Consider the following 20952-nt stretch of genomic DNA (forward strand, 5'->3'; position numbering starts at 1 on the left):
CATGCGCGGAATACCCGTGCCTGCCCGTTTTGAGCATGGCGGCCATATCTGCAACGCGGCCGGCTGGAGTTTGACCGCGCGCAGGCGGCTCGTCATACTTTGCGACAAGGCGAGCCAGAAAGACTCGTCGGCATCGGGAGCTGAAATGACCAAATCATTCTCCGTCCTTGCGGGGACGCTGATTTTCCTCGTCTCCTTCACTTCGATTGCCTTCTCGCAGCCGGCCTGCGTCACCCAGAACATGGTGATGCCGCCTGGGGCCAACAGCACCGACAAGGCGGCCCCGTTCTTTATCGATACGACGGGTCTCGATTTCAAGACGGCGCCTCCGACGCGCGATCCATCCAATCCCAATTACCCGCGCGCGACCGAGCTTCCTGACGGAACGCTGCCGCCACCGGGTGCCGAGGGCAATTTTATCATCGGCCCCACCCACAATCCTGCGCCGGAGACGATCGCGAGGGAGGGTGTGCCGCGCGGGACGACAAAATCCTTCACGCTGCCGTCGAAGGAGAGCACCATCTACAATCCCGGCTTGATCCGCGACGACGTCGCCGGCTGCACCAACTCCTCGATCATGACGACCGTCACGGCGCCGGAGGACAAGTCGCACATGATCGTCACCACCAGCCATCCCGGCGTCTGGTCGCGCACCATCGACGTCTATGTGCCGGCGCAATATGTGCGCGGCACCGAGGCGCCGTTCATCGTGGTCGGCGACGGCGGCTCCAACGCCTACAAGGATCTCGCCGTCACGCTCGACAATCTGATCGCGCAGCGCCGCGTGCCGCCGATGATCGCGATCCAGATCGGCAATGGCGGGCAGGACGCGCAGGGCAGTCAGCGCGGCCGCGAATATGACGCGGTGTCAGGGGCCTACGCGCAGTTCGTCGAGCGTGAAGTGCTGCCGCTGGTCGAAAAGAATGCCGACGTCAAGCTGACCAGAAATCCCGATGGGCGTGCGACCATGGGGCTGAGTTCGAGCGGTGTGGCAGCCTTCACCATAGCGTGGTTCTATCCCGATCTCTATCACCGCGTGCTGGCGTTCTCGCCGACCATGGTCAACCAGCAATGGCCGCACGACCCGTCGCTGCGCGGCGGCGCCTGGGAATATCACAGCGCATGGACGGGGCCGGCCACACCCAATCTCATTTCCAAGGCTGGCGTGCTCACGCCGGCCGAGCCGCCCGGCGTGCCGCTGATCGTCGCTGCGCCGGCCAAGCCGATCCGCTTCTGGTTCTTCGGCGGCGACCAGGACCTGTTCTATCCGAACCCCACCATTCCCGACGGCATGCACGACTGGACCCTGTCCAACGCGCTGATGGCCAAGGTGCTGGCGGAGAAGGGCTACCACTATCAGTTTCTGTTCGTGCGCAACGCCAAGCACGTCGACCGTCCCACGATCGCGCAGACGCTGCCGTCGGCGCTGGAGTGGGTCTGGAAGGGCTATCCGATCCCCTGAGCGCAGGGAATAAAGGGTCAGGCGAGAGCGGCCTGGCGTTCCCGCATTGGTTCGCGGACCCGATCGGGTTTCCCCGGCTCGGCGAGCCGCGTAAAACTGCGCTGGCTTGCATGCGCGGGTGCTTCGACAATCACGCCTTCGCAAACGATCTGTCCACCGAGCATCCGGAATTCCAGCTTGTCGTAGCGCGGCATCGTCTCGCCGGGCGCGGGCGGCAGCAGCCCGACACTGCCCTGGATGTTCAGTGTGGCATCACCGGCGCCGTGAAGGCGCGGATTCCACATCCTGATCCCGGTCTCCGCCCAACGCTGCCGGATCAGCGTGGCGCGGTCGGCTGGTTCTGCGATCTTTGCACGGATCTTCGGCGCGCCAGTGATCTCCGGAGCGGGGGCCTCGAGGGCCGGCTCCGGCGCAACATCCGTGACGACGCTGGGCGTGTCGTCGGCGACTTTCGCGGCGCTGGGGGAGGAATCGCTGTCGATGCTATCCTCAGCGACATGCTCCGCCGAGATTTCGCGATCGGCAAGCGCCACACACGCATCGTCGAGAGTTGAGCGAGTATCCACGTCGACGGTAGCGGAATGCTCGTCGTTGACGGCGAGAGCGGGGGCATCAACCGGGACGACCTCGACCGCGGCATCGGCGGACGAGGCCTCCTCCGCGACAACGGGCTCAACGGCCGCAAGCTCGGGAGATGCATCGCTGTTGGTGATGAGTTCGGGGACGTCGACCGGCTCGCGCACGACCTCGATGGTCGCGACCGACGCTTCCTCCACGACGACCGGCTCGACGTCCGCCGCCGTCTCCCGGGAGGATTCGTCGCTGCCGCTGATATCGGCTGGCGCTTCCGACGGGCTCTCCGCGATGACAGGGCTGGCGCTGTCGTCTTCGGCCGAAGCCGCGACCGCGGCGTCGCAGTGCGACGTATCCACGCCGATGCTGGTGTCGAGAACCTCCGCGGCTACTGCAATGTCAGCAACAATGGCGGATGAGGCGTCTGCGGTATCAGGCGCGACCGCGATGCTGCCGCCGTGCGGCGCAGGCCGAAGCCGGGTCAACGCCCATTTCACCGCGGGGATGCGGCGCAGCAACGATATCAGTCTCGAAAGCACTGGGAGTTGTCCAAGAGGTACTCGGCTTGAGGCCATCGCTGATTCGCCAGCAATGTAAAAATCCCCGGCTGTCACACTGATGTCAATGTAGGTGGGACCAATTGCAGAACATCCAAGCCTTTAGAGCGCGCGGCTGCGAGTTAGCCGGCGTGACTGTAGTCAAGCTGCAGCCCCGCCAACACGTTTCGTTCGACACCAAGACCTTCGCGTATGACATCGGCGAGCTTTGGCGGCACGAAGACTCTTGGAGAGGGGACGATCGCCCCTCTCCGGACTTCCGATCGATGCAAGCCTACTTTCCGGAGCCCGCGCCGCCGCCGGCCTGGCTGCCCATGTTGTTCGTGTTGCTGCCGCCGGCCGACGGAGTCTGCTTGCCCTTGCTGTCGGCGGCCTCGTTCTGCATGTTCGACGACGCGCCGGTCGTCATGCCCTTGGTCGCGGGGCCCCGCGACGAAGGGCCGACGTCGCCATGGCCGGATGCGCCTGGGGCGGGTTGTGTCTGCGCAAAGGCGCCGCCGGTCGCCAGCGCCATGATGCATGCGGATGCCAAAATGATCTTCTTCATCTGGTTTCCTCCTGGGTTGACTTGAGGACAACTTGCGCGCGGAGCGGACGTTCCTCACAGGGAAGCGTCGCGAGGATCATGACCAAGCACGTTGCGGTGCTTGTCGAGGTTCCCTGTACGGCTCTATCGACGGTAGAGTTTGGAACATCGGGCATCTGGTGTAAGGACGAGGCATGAAAAAGATAATGACTCTCGGAGCGATTCTGCTCTGGTCCACGATCGCAGTCGCGCAGGAGCGCGCCATCACCGTGGCCTCGACGACGTCGACGGAACAGTCGGGGCTGTTCGGTTACTTGCTGCCGCTGTTCTCGAAGGCCGCGGGCATCGACGTGAAGGTCGTTGCCGTCGGTACGGGCCAGGCGCTCGACATCGGGCGGCGCGGCGATGCAGACGTCGTGTTCGTCCATGACAGGCCCGCCGAGGACAAGTTCATGTCCGAAGGGGAGGGCGTGAAGCGCTTTGATGTCATGTACAACGACTTCGTCATTGTCGGGCCGAAGAGCGATCCCGCGAAGATCGCCGGCGGCAAGGACGTGGCCGATGCGCTGCGCAAGATCGCCGCCGCGAAGGCGCCGTTCATCTCGCGCGGCGACAAGTCCGGCACGCACGCGGCCGAGCTACGGCTGTGGAAGGAGGCAGGCATCGACCTCGGTGCCGCCAAGGACGGCTGGTATCGCGAGATCGGTCAGGGCATGGGCCCGGCACTGAACATGGCGTCGTCGTCCAATGCCTATCTGCTGTCTGACCGCGGCACCTGGTTGTCATTCAAGAACCGCGGCGAGCTTACCGTCCTGACGGAAGGCGACAAGCGGCTGTTCAACCAGTACGGCGTCATGCTGGTCAATCCGGCCAAGCATGCGAACGTGAAGGCGCAGGACGGGCAGGCCTTCATCGACTGGCTGATCTCTCCTGGGGGGCAGGAGGCCATCGCCGGCTACAAGGTCGGGGGCGAGCAGCTATTTTTCCCCAACGCGTCCCACTAGCAGGAAGGCGACGGTGGACACTGCGACGCTGAGTGCGAGCAGGATCAGCCCGAGCCCGAGCGCCAGCGGCAGGTCGCCCTTGCTGGTCTCCAGCGCGATCGCCGTCGTCATCGTGCGCGTGAAACCGCGGATGTTGCCGCCGACGACGAGGATGGCGCCAACCTCCGCGATCGCGCGCCCGAAGGCTGCTAGAAAGGCCGTCAGCAGCGAGGTCCGGCCCAGCGCGAACAGCAAGCCGATGCTGCGCAACGTCGACAGCCCGTCGATCCGCGCCAAGTCGCCATACTCCGCCCACAGCAGGCTCGCCGGCCGGTGGACGAGTGCAACCACGATCGGTGTTGCGAGCAGCGATTGCGCAATCACCATGGCCGTTGGCGTAAACAACAGGCCGGCGGCCCCGAACGGGCCGGATCGTGACAGCAAAAGATAGAGTGCGAGCCCGACCACGACCGGCGGAAGACCAAGCAAGGCATTGGTGAGGACGATGATGACCTGCCGCCCGCGGAACCGGGTGATCGCAAGCAGCGCCCCGAACGGCGCCCCGATCAGAAGCGCGAGGATGCTGGCGGTGAGGCTGACGCGCACCGACAGCCCGACGATGGCCAGAAGCTCCGCATCGGCCTCGCCGATCAGCGTGAACGCGGCGCCGACGGATCGCGCGAAGTCGTTCATCCGTGCCTGAGCTTCGGCGCCCGCCGCGATGTCTCGCGTGCGCCGATTTCGGGACTGCGGAGGTGATTCACGTTTATTTCCCTGAGGGGATCGTCCTGCAAAGCAGGCGGCGGAGCGGTTTGGTAACCCGAATTGGACCGGAAATCAAAGCCTTGCGCAGCATGGCACGAGGTGGCGTTCGGCCTCATCGTTTTGACTTTGCCCGATGCGGGGACCGTCGGGGTTCAGATCAAGCCGCGCAGCACTTCAATAAGCCGGGCACACTCGGCCTCCGTTCCGACCGTGATGCGCAGGAAGTTCTCGATGCGTGGCTTGCCGAAATGCCGGACCAGAACGCCACGCTGACGAAGCGCGGCCGCGAGATCTGCTCCGCTCCGGCTTCGATGGCGCGCGAAGACGAAGTTGGCGAGCGACGGCAACACCTCGAAGCCGAGTTGGCTGAGATCGCGGGCCAAGGTTTCGCGGCTTGCGATGATACGGGCACGGGTGTCTCTGAACCAGCCGTCGTCCTCGATCGCGGCGACGGCGCCGGCGATTGCGAGGCAGTCGACGGGATAGGAGTTGAAGCTGTCCTTCACCCGTTCCAGCGCTTCGATCAGCGGTCGTTGGCCGATGGCAAAACCAACCCGCAGGCCAGCGAGCGAGCGCGACTTCGAGAAGGTCTGGATGACCAGCAGATTGTCGTGGCGTGCAACCAGTGGCACGGCGCTCTCGGCGCCGAAATCGACATAGGCCTCGTCCACCACCACCAGCCGGTCCGGCTGTTCGGTGAGCAGCGATGCGATTGCGTCGCGCTCAAGGGCGATGCCGGTAGGAGCGTTCGGATTGCACAGGAGGATGGCACTCGATGGTCGCCTGTAGTCGGAGATATCGATCCTCATCGCAGCATCGAGCGGCACCTCGTCATGCGTTATTCCATAGAGGCCGCAATAGACGGGGTAGAAGCTGTAGGTGACGTCGGGAAACAGAAGCGGTGGTTCGTGCTTCAGAAGCGCCTGGAAGGTGTGGGCCAGAACCTCGTCGGAGCCGTTGCCGACAAACACTTGCTCGGGCGCCACATCGCAATGGGCCGCGATCGCCTCGCGCAGGCGCGTCGCGCGGGGATCAGGATAAAGGCGCAGCCGCTCCGCGGCCGATGCGATCGCCGCCAGCACGCGCAGCGAGGGCGGGTAGGGATTCTCGTTGGTATTGAGCTTAACGATGCCGTCCTGCTTGGGCTGCTCGCCGGGGACGTAGGGCGAAAGCGTGTGGACGACCGGACTCCAGAAACGGCTCATGATCTCCAATCCGAATGTGATCGGGCACAGTAGGGTATACGGGAGCTCCGCGGAAGTGCGCCTGCATTCAGCAATCCCAGGCAAATCTGCACGAGGCTTACTGCCGGAGACGTTCCCAAGCGCGCCCCCTATGCTAGGGTCATCGCACCACCGCCCAGAATGAAAACAAGAACGAAGGCTGACGCGCCCCAGGCGCGGAACGGCCGAAAAGAGAGGAACATATGCCGGGTGCAGCCCTTCCCACCGCTCCCTCGATTCCGACCGCGCCAGTGACCTCAGCCGTTCTCGACCGCTTGCGGGCCATCGTCGGCGACAAAGGCCTGATCCTGGACGAGCAGGACAAGCTGCCCTTCGTGACCGACTGGCGCGGCGAGTTGGCGGGGCAGGCGGCGGCGGTCGTGCGTCCGGCCAGCACCACGGAAGTCTCCGCTGTCGTCAAGCTCTGTTACGACAACGGCATTGCCATCGTTCCGCAAGGTGGCAACACCGGCCTGATGGGCGGCGCTACGCCGTGGCCCATGCACCGCGGCATCGTGCTGTCGCTCGGTCGCATGAACCAGGTGTTGAATATCGATCCCGTCGGCTATGCCATGACCGTGGAGGCAGGCTGCATCCTCGAGACGCTTCAGGACACAGCCGCGCGCCACGACCGCCTCTTTCCGCTCAGCCTCGGTGCTCAGGGCTCGTGCATGATCGGAGGTAATCTGTCCACCAATGCCGGCGGCGTGCAGGTGCTGCGTTATGGCAATGCGCGAAATCTGGTGTTGGGTCTCGAGGTCGTGCTGGCTAACGGCGATGTCTGGGACGGCCTGCGTGCGCTCAAGAAGGACAACACCGGCTATGACCTCAAGCATCTGTTCATGGGCGCCGAAGGGACGCTCGGCATCATCACCAAGGCGGTGCTGAAACTCTGGCCGGCGCCGAAAGACGTGTGCACGGCATGGCTCGCGATTCGCGATCCCAAGTCTGCTATCGACCTTCTGTCGGAGGCGCATGCTGCTTCCGATGACAATGTCGGCTCCTGTGAGCTCATCAGCCGTGCGTGCACCGACATGGTGCTGCGGCACATTCCCGGCACCCAGGATCCTCTCAAGGCTGAGACCGAATGGTATCTCCTTCTCGAATGGTCGTCGGCCCGGCCACGGCAGGACGGTGGCACGGGCATGTCGGACAGGATGGAGCAGTTCCTGGCCGACCAGCTCGAGGCGGGCCGGGTGCTGGATGCGGTGATCGCGCAAACCGAAACGCAGTCGCGCAACATGTGGCGAATTCGCGAGAGCGTGGCCGAGGCATCGCGCACCGAAGGTCCGGGCTTGAGCTACGACGTCTCGGTCGCGGTCTCAAGGATTCCCGAGTTTATCGACAGCGGTCTCGAGGCCGTGCTCGCAATCCTGCCGCCGATCCGCCCCTATCCGCTCGGCCATATCGGAGACGGCAATGTGCACTTCTCCTTCATGGGTCCGAAGGGCATGGACCGCGATACGCTGTCCCAGTATTCCGCAGCAATCACACGGGCCGTCAACGACCTCGTTACCTCCATGGGCGGCTCGATCTCGGCGGAACATGGCATCGGCATCGAGAAGCTCGACGAGCTCCAGCACTATCGCTCCCGGATCGAGCTCGACATCATGCGCACGATCAAGCGGGCGCTCGATCCCAAGAACATCATGAATCCGGGCAAGGTGCTTCGTCTCGGTTGAGGCGCGTCCACCTCGAGCCCGGTGCTCCCCGCACCCTCGCGCCCTCCGGGGACGGGATGCCGCAGATCGGCCGGGCCAAACGGGCCGGGGCACCAAATCACGCCGTTTCGCGACCGAAAGGCGGCTTTATTCCCGCCTTGGATGCTTTAATGAAGGGACAAGATCAGGTCGCACCCGCCCGGGGGCGGTGCTAGACCCTGATGCAGGAACAATGGGGCGGGGCCGGTAGGGCACGTCCGTAAGGATAAAGGATTGAGGCAATGATCCAAACCGTTGGCATCATCGGGGCAGGGACCATGGGGAACGGCATCGCGCAGATTTGTGCCGCGGCCGGGCTTTCGGTCGTGATGGTCGATATTTCCGATGCGGCGGTGAACCGCGGTATTTCGACGGTCGGCGGCAGCCTCGAGCGCCTGGTCAAGAAGGAGAAGATGTCGGCGGGCGATCGCGACGCCACGCTCAAGCGCATCACCGGCACCACCGATCGCGCCAAGCTCGTCGATTGCGATCTCGTCATCGAGGCCGCGACCGAGAACGAGGAACTCAAGGTCAAGATCCTGAAGGATCTCTGTGCGACGCTGTCGCCGCGCACGCTGCTCGCCACGAACACCTCGTCGATCTCGATCACGAAGCTCGCCGCCGCGACCGACCGCCCGGACCGCTTCATCGGCATGCACTTCTTCAATCCGGTTCCGGTCATGGCGCTGCTGGAGCTCATCCGCGGCTTGCAGACTTCCGACGACACCCACGCCAAGGCGCTCGATTTCGCCAAGCGCGTCGGCAAGGTGGCGATCACGGCCAAGAACAGCCCGGGCTTTGCCGTCAACCGCATCCTGTGCCCGATGATCAACGAGGCGATCTTCGCGCTGCAGGAGGGGATTGCGACGGCGGAAGAGATCGATGCCGGCATGAAGCTCGGCTGCAACCATCCGATCGGGCCGCTGGCGCTCGCCGATCTCGTCGGGCTCGACACCATGTTGTCGGTGATGGAGGTCTTTTATAAAGGCTTCAACGACCCCAAATACCGTCCAGCTCCCCTGCTCAAGGAAATGGTCGACGCCGGCCATCTCGGCCGCAAGACGGGGCAGGGCTTTTACACCTACGGCGCCTGACAATGGCGCAGGCGGCGGGCGTTGAGTGCTCGCCGCCGGCCCCCGCGATTTGCGCTGCGACAAAGACGCCGCGCGCAATCGGCCTGACAATGTCGAACGGGCGTCCTGCGGGAACAACGGAACGGATAACAAGGGACATGTCGGATCGACTGAAGGCCGAGCGCGAGGCTGCGGCCGCGCGGCGGAATTTGCTGACCCAGGACGCGATCGAGCGCACGGGGATCACCGAAGAGATGATCGGGGAACTCGTGACCCGTTTCTATGGCCGCGTCCGCGAGGATGCGCTGCTGGGGCCGGTGTTCGCGATCGTGCAGAATTGGGACGAGCATCTGGCCAAGCTCCGGGATTTCTGGTCGTCGGTCGTGCTGATGAGCGGCCGCTACCATGGTTCGCCGATGCGGGCGCATATGCCACTGAACCTGGTCGGGGATCATTTCGACCGCTGGCTCGATTTGTTTGAACAGACCGCGCGCGAGGTCTGCCCGCCGCAGGCAGCCGCGCTGTTCATCGACAGGGCGCGCCGCATCGCCGACAGTTTCGAGATGGCGTCGGCGACCTTGGCCGGACGCATCGCTGCGCCGCGTCACGTGCTCCGCTCCTAGAATACAGAATGCCTGCCTGAGAAATGCGCGGCCGCATTGATGGCGCTACGATCGCGCCGAGCGTCGGCGCATTGCACCAATACCGGCAGCATTGATCTGATCTGCAAAATCATCATGCCGGTCGCGTAGCGTGACGTTGCAATTAGAAAAATGCGCGCAAATGCGCGTGTTCGCGTTCAATCAGTGCGAGCATAACCGTGTGATGCACTGCGGGAAAAAATCTTTGCCTTTTTTTCGGCAGAGTTCCAGCGCCTGCTTGTGAACATGTCGAGTGCATCGTTCAACCCATCCTCTTCATCCTCCGACAACACAGCGGAATCCGAAGCTGACGCTTGCACGGAGCAAACCCGGCGGGCACTCTTGAAGAGTGCGCTGGCCACCACGGCGTGCTTCGCCTGTTCCACGCAGGTCCACGCGGGCGAGGATGCGCCCGGCTCCGACGAGCGGCCTCAGAAGGGCGATCTGCTCGTGTTCGCCGAAGGCGATCAGGAGGGAAAGCCCGTCACCGCGGCCGCTCTGTCGGCCGGCGGACCGCCGGTGCATGCCTGGCCGAAAGATCCAAAGACATCGGTCGTGCGCAGCGCCTCGCGCCTCAACGAGATCTTGATCATCCGCCTCGACCCCGCCGAGCTCGACGAGCAGACAAAAGCGCGCGCCGTCGACGGCATCCTCGCCTATTCGGCAATCTGCTCGCATGCCGGCTGTCCTGTCACGGCGTGGGTGAAGAGCGATGTCGGCGACAAGGAAGTGCTCAAATGCATGTGCCACAACTCCGAATACGATCCTCGCGCGGGCGCGCAGGTCGTGTTCGGGCCGGCGCCGCGACGGCTCGCTGCGCTGCCGCTGGCGCTGGCTGACGGCTCGCTCAGCGTCGCCGGAAACTTCGTCGGAAAGGTAGGTGGCGCGCAGCCGGGATGATGGGCGTGCGGGTTGTGCCCGCGTCATGAGAGACCGCATCCGCCGATGGGTGGACGACGGGACGAACGACAAGAATTCAAAACAAGAATTCAAAACGGATGAAAAAGGGGAACGCCATGACCAGGAAGCAGTGGTTACTGTCCGGCTTCGTCACCTTCACGTGTCTTGCATCGACTCTTGCCTCGACCGCCGCCGTATCAGGCCCGATCGAGAACTACGCGCCGGTCACCGCGCAGCGGTTGGAAAACCCGGAGCCCGCCAATTGGATGCTCTACCGGCGGACCTATGACGGGCAGGGCTACAGCCCGCTCGACCAGATCAACACCTCGAATGTAAAGAACCTCACCCCGGTCTGGACCTTCGCGACCGGCGTGGTCGAAGGTCACGAGGCGCCGCCGATCGTCAACAACGGCGTGATGTTCGTTGCGACCCCGATGGGGCAGGTGATCGCGCTGAACGCCAAAACGGGCGACGAATATTGGCGCTACAAGCGGCAGCTTCCCGACGACCTATTCCAGTTGCATCCGACCAGCCGCGGCGTCGGCCTATGGGAGGACAAGCTCTATCTCGCCACCACAGACGACCATGTCGTCGCGCTCGATGCCAAGACCGGCAAGGTGGTGTGGGACACCAAGGTGCAGGACTACAAGAAGGGCCAGTACATGACCCTGATGCCGCTGATCGTCGACGGCAAGGTCATCGTGGGCGGCTCCGGCGGCGAGTTCGGCGTGCGCGGCTATGTCGCCGCCTACGATGCCAAGGACGGCAAGGAGCTGTGGCGGACCTATACCATCCCGGGCGAAGGCGAACCCGGCCACGACACCTGGCAGGGCGAGGACTGGAAGAACGGCGGCGGCTCGGCCTGGATGACCGGTAATTACGACAAGGACACCAAGACGATCTATTGGGGCGTCGGCAACGCCGCGCCGTGGCCCGGCGAGATGCATCCCGGCGACAATCTCTATACCTCCTCGGTGCTCGCGCTCGATCCGAACACCGGCAAGATCAAGACCCATCACCAGTATCACCAGAACGATTCCTGGGACTGGGACGAAGTCGAAGCGCCGATGTTGATCGACCTGCAACGCGACGGCCGCAACATCAAGAGCCTGGTCCATCCGGGACGCGATGCGATCTTCTGGATACTCGAGCGCACGCCGACCAAAATCAACTACGTCGCCGGCTGGCCGTTCGTCTCCACTGACGTCTGGAAGGGCATCGACGCCGAGAGCGGCAGGCCGATCGTCGATCCCGCGCACAAGCCCGTGGTCGGCAAGCGCGTGGAGTTCTGTCCATCGCTGTGGGGCGGCAAGGATTGGCCGTCGGCGGCCTACAGCCAGAAGACCGGCCTCGTCTACGTGCCCGCCAACGAGAATTTCTGCGGTGGGTTCACCGGCGAGAAGGTTCCGCTCAAGCCCGGCGAGCTCTGGCTCGGCACCAAGCCGGAGGACATCGGCCTGAAGACGAAGCCGGGTGCCGATCATTTCGGCGAGCTCCAGGCTTGGGATCCCGCCACGGGCAAGAAGGTGTGGCAGCACAACTTCCCCAAGTCGCAGCTGTTCGGATCGGTGACGGCGACCGCAGGCGATCTCGTCTTCGTGGGCGGTACCAACGACCGCAACTTCCGCGCCTTCAACGCCAAGAGTGGCGAGCTGCTCTGGGAGCAGAAGACCAACTCCGGCATCATGGGCATGCCGGTGTCCTATGAGATCGACGGCACGCAATACATCGCGATCCAGTCGGGATGGGGCGTGGATGCGCAGCGCATCCAGGATGCACTCGTGACCAACAACATCGGCATCGAAGCCAACGTGCCGCAGGGCGGCGTGATCTGGGTGTTCGCGCTGAAGAAGTAAGCTCCGCTGGCGGATCGAAAGAAGCGGAGTGTCAGGGGGCAAATGCGGCGGACGGCAACGTCCGCCGCATTTTGCGTCGGCGTTGTCCCTTCTCCCCTTGCGGGAGAAGGTGGCGCGAAGCGCCGGATGAGGGGTTCTATCCGCGCATCACAATGTGCGAGACTCACGCAGGCATACCCCTCACCCAAGCGGGGTCGTGGCAACCGGCGTCGCTGCCCTCTCCCGCAAGGGGAGAAGGCATATCGCTGCGCTTCGGCGAAGAAGTAGATCCGACAATCACGGCGTCAAAACGCCGATGCGCGAGATCGCTACTTCCCCTCGCGCTCGACCTTGTCCTTTGCCTTCTGGTTCATCTCGCGAACCTTGGGATCGGGATTGTGCTGCCCGGTGGTCTGGCTGGTCGAGGGCGGCGTGGCATTGGCGTTGGGCAGAGAGTTCTGGTCCGGCGTGCTGGGGCGCGTCGCCGTTGTCGGCGGCGTGGCGTTGCTCTGGGCGTATGCGCCTGCGGCAGTCAAAAGCAAGGCGCTCGACAGCAACGAGACTGCGAGCGCCTTTGAGATATGGGTCATCGATCTGCTCCTGTCAGATCGATGCAAACGGCGCGAGGCCGCCTTGTGTTCCCGCCTTTATGCTTCCAATTGCTTGCCGAGCGGAAGGCTGCGGATGCGCTTTCCGGTCGCGGCGAAGATGGCGTTCATCAGCGCCGGCGCGAATGGCGGGACGCCGGGCTCGCCCACGCCGCTCGGCGGCGTGTCGGGTCCGGGCGGCACGATGTAGACGTTGGTCACCGCAGGGGATTCATCGATCCTGAGGACCTGGAAGTCGTCGAAGTTCTTCTGCTGCACCTTGCCGTCCTTGAAGGTGATCTCGCCGTATTTTGCGAGACTGAGCCCCATGATCGCCGCGCCCTCGATTTGTGAGGCGATGCGCTCCGGGTTGACATAGGTGCCGCAGTCAATGGCGGTGTCCACCCGCGGCACCGTCAGCTTGCCCTTGTCGTCGACGGCCACCTCGACGATGGTCGCGATATAGCTGACGAAGCTGCGGTGCACGGCGATACCGAGGCCATGGCCCTTCGGCACCTGACGGCCCCATTCGCCTTTCTCGGCGACCAGCTCGACCACCTTGCGCAGGCGCGCGGTGTCGATTGGATAGCTGTCCAAGGGCTCGCCGTAGTTCCACATGTCCTTCACTGCGGGCTTGACGATGCGCGGGCTGCCGATCAGCGCGAGCAGCGTCTCCTTCTGGTCGCGGCCGGTCGCATGGGCGATCTCACCCACCATCGACTGGACCGCGAAGGCGCGCGGGATGTTCGAGACCGAGCGGAACCAGCCGATGCGGGTGAACGCCGCGGCCTCCGGGTTCTCGCAGGAGATGTTGGCGATCTCGAACGGCATGTCGACGAGGCCCATGCCGAGCTCGAAAGGCGCCTGGTGCTTTGCATCTGCCGCAAACGTCGAGCCGATGCTCGGGGCCACGCTGCGATGGCGCCACGCGATCACCTTGCCGCTCTTGTCGAGCCCCGCCTCGATCCGTTCCACGGAGACCGTGTGCAGGAAATCGTGGCGGACGTCGTCCTCGCGCGTCCACTGCACCTTGACCGGGACGCCGAGCTCCTTCGACAGCAGCGCGGCCTCGAGCGCAAAGTCGCATTTCGACTTGCGGCCGAAACCGCCGCCGAGCAGCGTGACGTTGACCGTGACGTTGCCCTCGGGAATGTCGAGCGTTTTCGCGACGTCCTCGCGCGTACCGCCCGGGCTCTGCACCGGCGCCCAGATCTCCGCCTTGTCGCCCTTGACGTCGGCGACTGCCACCGGCGGCTCCATGCTGACATGGGCAAGATGCGGCAGATAATATTCGCCGACGACGACCTTGTCGGCGCCCTTCAGAGCAGCCTCGGCGTCGCCTTCCTGGCGCACCACAAGACCCGGCTTGCGCGAGGCCTCCTCGAGCTCCTTGCGGTAGGCGACGGAATCGTATTTGCCGTTGGCGCCGTCGTCCCAGGTCAGCTTCAGCGCGTCGCGGCCCTTGATCGCCGCACCGGTGTTGCGCGCGATCACGGCAACGCCGCCGAGCGGCTGGAATTTCGACGGCCACGGCCAGCCGCGCACCTGCATCACCTTCTCGACACCGGGGACCTTCAACGCCGCGTCCGGATCGAACGAGACCAGCTTGCCGCCGGTCACTGGCGGGCGCGCGATCACGGCATACTTCATGCCAGGCAGCCGCACGTCGGCGCCGTAACGCGCCTTGCCGGTGGTAATGTCGTGGAGATCGACGATGCCGATCTGGCCCTTGCCGAGATAGCGGAAGTCCTTGGGGTCCTTCAGCTTGAGCCCTTCGATGCTCGGCACCGGTTCCTTGGCGGCATCGGCTGCGAGCTCGCCGAAGCCAAGCTTGCGGCTCGTTGCGCTGTGGACGACCTCGTGATTGACGGCCTTGACCTCGGTTGCCGGCACACCCCAGCGTTTCGCGGCGGCTTGCTCCAGCATGGTGCGGGCGGAGGCACCGATCTGGCGCATCGGCATCAAATAATGCCGCGTGCTGCGCGAGCCATCGGTGTCCTGGTTGCCGAACTTGACCTCGTCGCCATGGGCCTGCTCCACCTTGACCCTGGCCCAGTCGGCTTCCATCTCCTCGGCCACGATCAGCGGCAGGCTGGTGCGCACGCCTGTGCCCATCTCGGCGCGGTGAGCAAGGATGGTGACGGTGCCGTCGGGTGCGACCGCGACGAATACGCGCGGATCGACCACGACGCCGTGCGGCATCTTGCCGGCGCCGGTCTCGTAGGCGAACGCCTGGCGCGACATCACGGGCGCCGCGAGCACGAAGCCGCCTGTGATGCCGAGCCCCTTCAGGATGCTGCGGCGCGAAACCTTCTCGACCTTGATGTTCTTCTCGAAGCCACGAAGCTTCTTCGGGTTGTCGATGAAATTCATGTCACACTCCCGTCGATGCGAGATGGACCGCATTCTCGATGCGCTGGTAGCAGCCGCAGCGGCAGATGTTGCCGGACATCGCTTCGCGGATCTGGTCGTGCGACGGCTTTGGGTTGTCCATCAGCAGCGCAGCCGCCTGCATGATCTGGCCCGCCTGGCAGAAGCCGCATTGGGGAACGTTGACTTGGCGCCAGGCCTTCTGCACCGGGTGATCACCGTTCGGATGCAGTCCCTCGATCGTCGTGATCTCGCGGCCGGCGACGTCGTTGATCGACGTGATGCAGGCGCGCACGGCTTCCTTGTCGACGATGACAGTGCAGGCGCCGCACAGGGCCTGGCCACAGCCGAACTTGGTGCCGGTCAGACCGGCCTCGTCGCGCAGGAACCAGAGTAGCGGGAGATCCGGGTCGCCGTCCCAGCTCTGTTCCTGGCCGTTGATCTTCACCTTGATCATGATCGTCCCTCGCTCTTCATAAGCTTGTTGATTTCAGATTTTCCAGATGCCGGTCGGTGCAATGTCCGCTGCGCGGCGTCGCATTCCAGCGGTCATCCCGCGCGGGCAGATCCCGGCAGGACTCAGGAATGCCAATGTCATGTCCGGATGTGTTCGATACCTCCCGTCGTGTTCTTGATTATTGAATTCGCGCGGCATCGTCACGTCGCGATCTTAGCAAGGATCGCTTCGGTCTAGCATTCACAGCCGAGTGTTCTCTAGTCAGCTGTTCTCGATGGGAAAAGATTGCAACGAAGGTTTGTCAAAAGCAGGGCGCCGCATCTCGCCGCGCGCATCTCGATATGGGGACAACAAAAAAAAGCTTCGTCCGCCAGAACACCTGTGCGGACGAAGCAGGATGCCTCAGTCGAGGGAGGGAGAAACGCAAGCGCCGCGCACTTCAAGCGGGAAGTGGTGGCCCTGCGCAGTCATTCAGAGACCAGGACTGAGGGAGCTGACGGCCCCCACACAGGTGCAGTCGAGAAGCGGCGGCATCGCCGCGATCGTCCCGGCCGGCTCCGTCCGCTCGCTGGGTGTGGTGGAACCAGCGAGCGAATGGGGCGCGGCAAACGTCAGGCGGCCTTTGCTCAGGCGGCCTTGGCCTTCGCGACGTGGGTCGCGATCGCGTCCATCAGCGCCGGCGACAGGCAGTCATAGGGCTCAAGTCCAAGCTCCTTGAACCGAGCCCGTATTCCGCCCATCTGCTCCGGCTTCACGCCCGATTCGATCACCGACGAGACGAAGGCGGCGAATTGCGGCGCCTGCGAACCCTGCTCCTGGAACAGTTCGGGGTGGATGAAGTCGAGGCCGTAGAACGGGTGACTCTTGTTCTCGATGCGGCCGTACATATGCGTGCCGCAGGCCTTGCAGGCGTAGCGCTGGATCGCCGCCGATGGATCGACGATCTGGAGCTTGTCGCCGTTCTCGAGCACGGTGACGTTCTGGCGGGGTACCACGGCGACGACGGAGAAATTCGCGCCCTGCGGTTTCCAGCACTTGGTGCAGCCACAGGCATGGTTATGCGCGACGTCGCCCTTGACGGCGACCTTGACCTGATGGTCGCTGCATTTGCATACGAGCGTGCCGCCGGCGAAGCTGCCGCTGCCCTGTTTGATGCCGTTATCGATCGAGGGATGGAGTGCAACAGTCATGGGTCGATCCTCCTTGGGGTGACGCTTTTCGAGCTAGAACACGACGACTGAACGGATCGATTTACCCTCATGCATCAGGTCGAAGCCTTTGTTGATGTCTTCGAGCTTGAGCGTGTGGGTAATCATCGGGTCGATCTGGATCTTTCCGTTCATGTACCAGTCGACGATCTTCGGCACGTCGGTGCGGCCCCGCGCGCCGCCGAAGGCGGTGCCGCGCCAGTTTCGCCCGGTGACGAGCTGGAACGGGCGGGTAGCGATCTCCTTGCCGGATTCGGCAACGCCGATGATGATCGAGGTGCCCCAGCCACGATGGCAGGCCTCCAGCGCCTGGCGCATCACCGTGGTGTTGCCGGTGCAGTCGAAGGTGTAGTCGGCGCCGCCGTCGGTCAGGGTCACGAGATGTGGGACGATGTCGCCGGTGATCTTCTTGGGATTGACGAAATCGGTCATGCCGAACCGGCGTCCCCATTCCTCCTTGGAGTCGTTGATGTCGACGCCGATGATCTTGTCCGCGCCAGCCATCTTGGCGCCCTGGATCACGTTCAGGCCGATGCCGCCGAGCCCGAACACGACAACGTTGGAGCCCGGCTCGACCTTGGCGGTGTTGACGACGGCGCCGACGCCGGTGGTGACGCCGCAGCCGATGTAGCAGCTCTTGTCGAACGGCGCGTCCTCGCGGATCTTGGCGACCGCGATCTCCGGCAGCACGGTGAAGTTCGAGAAGGTCGAGCAGCCCATATAGTGGTAGATCGGCTTGCCCTTGTAGGAGAAGCGGCTGGTACCGTCGGGCATCACGCCTTTGCCCTGCGTCGCGCGGATCGCGGTGCAGAGATTGGTCTTCTGGCTAAGGCAGCTTTTGCATTGCCGGCATTCCGGCGTGTAGAGCGGGATGACATGGTCGCCCGGCTTCACCGAGGTCACGCCAGGACCGATCTCGCGGATGATGCCCGCGCCCTCATGCCCCAGGATCGACGGGAAAATTCCCTCGCTGTCGAAGCCGTCGAGCGTGTAGGCGTCGGTATGGCAGATGCCCGTCGCCTTGACCTCGACCAGGACTTCGCCGACCTTCGGTCCTTCCAGATCGACTTCGACGATCTCGAGCGGCTTCTTGGCTTCGAAAGCGACGGCGGCACGTGTCTTCATCTTAAGCTCCTCAAATTCCAGCAGGGCGCCAAGAACCAGGTCCTGGTCGGGCTCCGCTCGTTCACTTCTTGCCCATGCACGAATCTTCGTTCTTGGTATAGGCGTCGTTCTTGTCCTCGTGCTTGCCGGGTCTTGTGCGGCCCCAGGCCTCGTTGGATCGGGCGCGCAGATAGACGTAGAGATCGTCCATGTAGCAGGCGACGTTCGGGTTATCGCCGAAAGCCGGCATCACGTTCTCTGCGGCAGTCGAGATGTTCTTGCGGCCGGAGGCGACGACGCCGAGAAAGTCGGCATAGCTCATCGTCTTCAGCGAATCCTTCAGCGCCGGGGCGTAGGTCGAGCCCATGCCATCCGGGCCGTGACACACATGGCAGTCCGAGTGATAGCGGCGGTATCCGGAATAGGTGTACCAGTCGACGGATCCGTCGGTGATCTTATAGGTTGGATTGCCTTCCTTGTCGGACCATTCGCCGGTTTCGTTCTGCTTGACGGCAGTCGGATCGCCTGAGCCGTCCGCGACGGCAATTCCCCCGGACGCGACCAAGAACATCGCAGCAATGGCAGAGCAGATTTTACGCAAGAGATTTTCCTCGGAAGGCATTCGGTGAGACGAGCCGGCGCGTGGAGTTGATCCACGCGCCGGAGCGATGCTGAGAGGCCTAGTTGGGCAGCGAGAACACGGTCAGCGTTCCGCCGAGTGCCGTGTAGTTGCTGAGCGCCGCGTAGCCACCGACTGCGCCGAGACCGGCGGTCGGATCGGTCAGGCCTGCCGCCAGACCGATACCGGCCCAGCCGCCCACGCCCGAGAGCACTGCGACATACTGCTTGCCGCCGTTCTCATAGGTGGTGACGTTGCCGATGATGCCGGAGGGAGTCTTGAACTTGTAGAGCTCCTTGCCGGTCTTGGCGTCGACTGCCTTCAGGTAGCCTTCGAGCGTTCCGTAGAACACCACGTTGCCTGCGGTTGCGAGCGCGCCCGACCAGACCGAGAACTGCTCCTTGTTCGACCAGACGATCTTGCCGGTCTTGCCGTCCCAGGCGATGAAGTTACCCATGTGGGTTTCACCCTGCGGCGGATACATCGAGAGCGTCGCACCCACATAGGGCTGGCCCGCAGTGTAGCTCACCTTGAACGGTTCGTAGTCCATGCAGACGTGGTTGGTCGGAACGTAGAACAGCTGCGTGTCCGGCGAGTAGGCTGCCGGCTGCTCGTCCTTGGTGCCGAGCGCGGCCGGGCAGATGCCCTTCACGTTGTGGTCCTCGCCCGCCTTGTCGGTCGAAGCGGTGTCGAGCACCTTCGGGCGGCCGTAGGTGGCCGAGTTCTTGTCCATATCGACGCCGGAGGTCCAGTTCACCTTCGGATCGTACTTTTCGGCGACCAGGAGCTCACCGGTGGCACGATCGAGCGTGTAGCCGAGGCCGTTACGATCGAAGTGCGTCAGCAGCTTGCGCGGCTGGCCGTTGATGGCCTGGTCCGAGAGGATCATCTCATTGACGCCGTCATAATCCCACTCGTCGTGGGGCGTCATCTGATAAACCCACTTGGCTTGGCCGGTGTCAGGGTTGCGAGCCCAGATCGTCATCGACCATTTGTTGTCGCCGGGACGCTGCTTCGGATTCCAGGTCGAGGGATTGCCCGATCCGTAGTAGACGAGGTTCAGCTCGGGATCGTAGGAGATCCAGCCCCAGGTGGCGCCGCCGCCGATCTTCCACTGATCGCCTTGCCAGGTCTTGAGGCTGGAATCCTTGCCAATCGGCTTGCCGAGCGCGGTGGTCTTCTCTGCATCGACCAGGATTTGATCATCCGGTCCTTCGGAGTAGCCGCGCCAAGCCAGCTTGCCCGTCTTGATGTCGTAGGCGGTCATATGGGCTTGAACACCGAACTCGCCGCCGGAGATGCCGATCAGCACCTTGTCCTTGACGACCATGGGGGCCGAAGTACCGGTCTCGCCCTTGCTGGCGTCGCCGTTCTTCGCGGTCCATGCCACCTGACCGCTCTTGGCATCGAGCGCGACGAGCGTGGTGTCGGCCTGATGCAGGAAGATCTTGCCGTCGCCATAGGCCAAGCCGCGGTTGACCGTGTCGCAGCACATCACCGGGATCACATTCGGATCCTGCTTCGGCTCGTACTTCCAGACGATCTTGTTCTCGTTGGAAAGGTCAATAGCGTAGACCTTGTTCGGGAACGGCGTGTGGACGTACATCATGTTGCCGATGATCAGCGGGCCGCCTTCGTGGCCGCGCAGCACGCCGGTCGAGAAGGTCCAGGCGACCTGGAGCTTGCCTACGTTTTGTGCGTTGATCTGGTTCAGCTTGGAATAGCGGGTGTTGGCGTAGTCGCCCGTCGGCATCACCCAGTCTTTCGGGTTCTGCGACATCTTGAGCACTTCGTCGTTGGCCGACGCGCTGCCGACGGCGAGGGCCGCCGCGGAGCCAAGATAGGCCGCGAGTAGTACCTTGCGCATAGTCATTCCTCCATTGGTCTCGTTTATTGTTTCCGAAGCATTGCTTAATCGCCGGGCTTTTCGTCCGGCGTCTGCTCGTGCAGGGCGGTCACGATTGGGACCAGAAACGATGCTGTGGTGTTTCCTCCTCCTGATGAGAGCCACGGGTCCACGTGCGGAGCGGCCCGTTCTTGTTGTTCCTGATGCAATCCCTAACGACTTCGTTATCGGGAAACTTGCCCAAGAGAGAAGCTGGTTTGCTTGACAGCGCACGGCCGCGAAGATTTTGATTTTGCAGTAGCGAATTCAGCGGCTTCCGCAGCGCTTTGGGACCGTCTCCCACGCTTAGGTTCCCCTTGACGGCGCTGCAACTAAGGCGGAGGATTAACTTACAAGGGTGGCATTGGAACGACGGCGCTCGTTCTGGAAGATCGCTCAAAATCGAGGTAAACGTCACGCAATCACGGTTCAGGGCTCCGGCAGCGCGGCTCGCGATTCGCGTAAAATCTCCGGATCAAACCAG

General features: G+C 63.5%; 18 protein-coding genes. 7 read left to right on the top strand and 11 right to left on the bottom strand.

Annotation, left to right across the window (positions count from 1 at the left end):
* Positions 1-145: 145 nt before the first annotated feature.
* Positions 146-1462 carry an alpha/beta hydrolase gene (locus FXB41_RS00740; protein ID WP_219678711.1) on the top strand — a complete coding sequence of 439 codons (1317 nt, stop codon included), beginning with the start codon at positions 146-148 and terminating at the stop codon, positions 1460-1462.
* Between the two features lie 17 nt (positions 1463-1479).
* On the opposite strand, the gene FXB41_RS00745 is transcribed toward FXB41_RS00740, so the two are convergent.
* Together FXB41_RS00745 and FXB41_RS00750 are read right to left on the bottom strand one after the other, a co-directional pair.
* Complete coding sequence (locus FXB41_RS00745; protein WP_007601343.1) at positions 1480-2574, bottom strand: hypothetical protein; 1095 nt, start codon at positions 2572-2574, stop codon at positions 1480-1482.
* Between the two features lie 292 nt (positions 2575-2866).
* Positions 2867-3139, bottom strand: coding sequence for a hypothetical protein (locus FXB41_RS00750; RefSeq protein ID WP_007601345.1), 273 nt, complete (start codon positions 3137-3139; stop codon positions 2867-2869).
* A 173-nt stretch (positions 3140-3312) separates the two neighbouring features.
* Here FXB41_RS00750 and FXB41_RS00755 point away from each other — a divergent pair, with 173 nt between their 5' ends.
* Positions 3313-4122 carry an ABC transporter substrate-binding protein gene (locus FXB41_RS00755; RefSeq protein ID WP_007601348.1) on the top strand — a complete coding sequence of 270 codons (810 nt, stop codon included), beginning with the start codon at positions 3313-3315 and terminating at the stop codon, positions 4120-4122.
* Here the strand turns inward: FXB41_RS00755 and FXB41_RS00760 are convergent.
* Entirely contained in the window at positions 4096-4794 is a 699-nt protein-coding gene (locus FXB41_RS00760; RefSeq protein ID WP_219678714.1) for an ABC transporter permease, read from the bottom strand. The genes FXB41_RS00755 and FXB41_RS00760 overlap by 27 nt on opposite strands.
* 224 nt (positions 4795-5018) lie before the next feature.
* On the bottom strand, positions 5019-6071 hold the full coding sequence (hisC, locus tag FXB41_RS00765) for a histidinol-phosphate transaminase (protein WP_219678716.1): 1053 nt from the start codon (positions 6069-6071) through the stop codon (positions 5019-5021).
* 221 nt (positions 6072-6292) lie between these two features.
* On the opposite strand from hisC, the gene FXB41_RS00770 reads away from it, so the two are divergent.
* The 5 genes from FXB41_RS00770 to FXB41_RS00790 all read left to right on the top strand — a co-directional run bounded on the left by FXB41_RS00770 (position 6293) and on the right by FXB41_RS00790 (position 12259).
* Positions 6293-7771 carry an FAD-binding oxidoreductase gene (locus FXB41_RS00770; protein ID WP_219678718.1) on the top strand — a complete coding sequence of 493 codons (1479 nt, stop codon included), beginning with the start codon at positions 6293-6295 and terminating at the stop codon, positions 7769-7771.
* A gap of 260 nt (positions 7772-8031) precedes the next feature.
* Entirely contained in the window at positions 8032-8883 is an 852-nt protein-coding gene (locus FXB41_RS00775; protein ID WP_007612992.1) for a 3-hydroxybutyryl-CoA dehydrogenase, read from the top strand.
* Between the two features lie 137 nt (positions 8884-9020).
* Entirely contained in the window at positions 9021-9485 is a 465-nt protein-coding gene (locus FXB41_RS00780) for a group III truncated hemoglobin (RefSeq protein ID WP_007601358.1), read from the top strand.
* Between the two features lie 264 nt (positions 9486-9749).
* Positions 9750-10403, top strand: a complete 654-nt coding sequence (locus tag FXB41_RS00785; RefSeq protein ID WP_007601359.1) for a QcrA and Rieske domain-containing protein — start codon at positions 9750-9752, stop codon at positions 10401-10403.
* A 116-nt stretch (positions 10404-10519) separates the two neighbouring features.
* Entirely contained in the window at positions 10520-12259 is a 1740-nt protein-coding gene (locus FXB41_RS00790) for a methanol/ethanol family PQQ-dependent dehydrogenase (RefSeq protein WP_007601360.1), read from the top strand.
* Between the two features lie 308 nt (positions 12260-12567).
* Here FXB41_RS00790 and FXB41_RS00795 read toward each other — a convergent pair whose 3' ends face one another.
* The 7 genes from FXB41_RS00795 to xoxF5 all read right to left on the bottom strand — a co-directional run bounded on the left by FXB41_RS00795 (position 12568) and on the right by xoxF5 (position 20450).
* Entirely contained in the window at positions 12568-12828 is a 261-nt protein-coding gene (locus FXB41_RS00795; protein ID WP_219678721.1) for a hypothetical protein, read from the bottom strand.
* Between the two features lie 57 nt (positions 12829-12885).
* A complete protein-coding gene (locus FXB41_RS00800) occupies positions 12886-15198 on the bottom strand; it encodes a xanthine dehydrogenase family protein molybdopterin-binding subunit (RefSeq protein ID WP_219678723.1) in 2313 nt (770 codons plus the stop codon).
* A gap of 1 nt (position 15199) precedes the next feature.
* Positions 15200-15652, bottom strand: coding sequence for a (2Fe-2S)-binding protein (locus tag FXB41_RS00805; protein ID WP_007601363.1), 453 nt, complete (start codon positions 15650-15652; stop codon positions 15200-15202).
* Positions 15653-16278: 626 nt separating this feature from the next.
* Positions 16279-16842, bottom strand: coding sequence for an S-(hydroxymethyl)glutathione synthase (gene gfa / locus FXB41_RS00810; protein ID WP_007601364.1), 564 nt, complete (start codon positions 16840-16842; stop codon positions 16279-16281).
* A 33-nt stretch (positions 16843-16875) separates the two neighbouring features.
* The gene (locus FXB41_RS00815) at positions 16876-17985 is read right to left on the bottom strand and encodes an S-(hydroxymethyl)glutathione dehydrogenase/class III alcohol dehydrogenase (protein WP_007601365.1); all 1110 of its coding nucleotides are present in this window, start codon (positions 17983-17985) and stop codon (positions 16876-16878) included.
* A gap of 61 nt (positions 17986-18046) precedes the next feature.
* Positions 18047-18535, bottom strand: a complete 489-nt coding sequence (locus FXB41_RS00820) for a c-type cytochrome, methanol metabolism-related (RefSeq protein ID WP_007601366.1) — start codon at positions 18533-18535, stop codon at positions 18047-18049.
* A 109-nt stretch (positions 18536-18644) separates the two neighbouring features.
* Positions 18645-20450, bottom strand: a complete 1806-nt coding sequence (gene xoxF5 / locus FXB41_RS00825; protein ID WP_007601367.1) for a lanthanide-dependent methanol dehydrogenase XoxF5 — start codon at positions 20448-20450, stop codon at positions 18645-18647.
* Positions 20451-20952: the final 502 nt, after the last annotated feature.

The organism is Bradyrhizobium canariense (genome assembly GCF_019402665.1).
GTDB lineage: Bacteria > Pseudomonadota > Alphaproteobacteria > Rhizobiales > Xanthobacteraceae > Bradyrhizobium > Bradyrhizobium canariense.

Coding starts and splice junctions, on each gene's coding strand:
- FXB41_RS00740 (WP_219678711.1), top strand. CDS start 146: ATGACCAAATCATTCTCCGTCCTTGCGGGGACGCTGATTTTCCTCGTC.
- FXB41_RS00750 (WP_007601345.1), bottom strand. CDS start 3,139: ATGAAGAAGATCATTTTGGCATCCGCATGCATCATGGCGCTGGCGACC.
- FXB41_RS00755 (WP_007601348.1), top strand. CDS start 3,313: ATGAAAAAGATAATGACTCTCGGAGCGATTCTGCTCTGGTCCACGATC.
- FXB41_RS00760 (WP_219678714.1), bottom strand. CDS start 4,794: ATGAACGACTTCGCGCGATCCGTCGGCGCCGCGTTCACGCTGATCGGC.
- hisC (WP_219678716.1), bottom strand. CDS start 6,071: ATGAGCCGTTTCTGGAGTCCGGTCGTCCACACGCTTTCGCCCTACGTC.
- FXB41_RS00770 (WP_219678718.1), top strand. CDS start 6,293: ATGCCGGGTGCAGCCCTTCCCACCGCTCCCTCGATTCCGACCGCGCCA.
- FXB41_RS00775 (WP_007612992.1), top strand. CDS start 8,032: ATGATCCAAACCGTTGGCATCATCGGGGCAGGGACCATGGGGAACGGC.
- FXB41_RS00780 (WP_007601358.1), top strand. CDS start 9,021: ATGTCGGATCGACTGAAGGCCGAGCGCGAGGCTGCGGCCGCGCGGCGG.
- FXB41_RS00785 (WP_007601359.1), top strand. CDS start 9,750: ATGTCGAGTGCATCGTTCAACCCATCCTCTTCATCCTCCGACAACACA.
- FXB41_RS00790 (WP_007601360.1), top strand. CDS start 10,520: ATGACCAGGAAGCAGTGGTTACTGTCCGGCTTCGTCACCTTCACGTGT.
- FXB41_RS00795 (WP_219678721.1), bottom strand. CDS start 12,828: ATGACCCATATCTCAAAGGCGCTCGCAGTCTCGTTGCTGTCGAGCGCC.
- FXB41_RS00800 (WP_219678723.1), bottom strand. CDS start 15,198: ATGAATTTCATCGACAACCCGAAGAAGCTTCGTGGCTTCGAGAAGAAC.
- FXB41_RS00805 (WP_007601363.1), bottom strand. CDS start 15,652: ATGATCAAGGTGAAGATCAACGGCCAGGAACAGAGCTGGGACGGCGAC.
- gfa (WP_007601364.1), bottom strand. CDS start 16,842: ATGACTGTTGCACTCCATCCCTCGATCGATAACGGCATCAAACAGGGC.
- FXB41_RS00815 (WP_007601365.1), bottom strand. CDS start 17,985: ATGAAGACACGTGCCGCCGTCGCTTTCGAAGCCAAGAAGCCGCTCGAG.
- FXB41_RS00820 (WP_007601366.1), bottom strand. CDS start 18,535: ATGTTCTTGGTCGCGTCCGGGGGAATTGCCGTCGCGGACGGCTCAGGC.
- xoxF5 (WP_007601367.1), bottom strand. CDS start 20,450: ATGCGCAAGGTACTACTCGCGGCCTATCTTGGCTCCGCGGCGGCCCTC.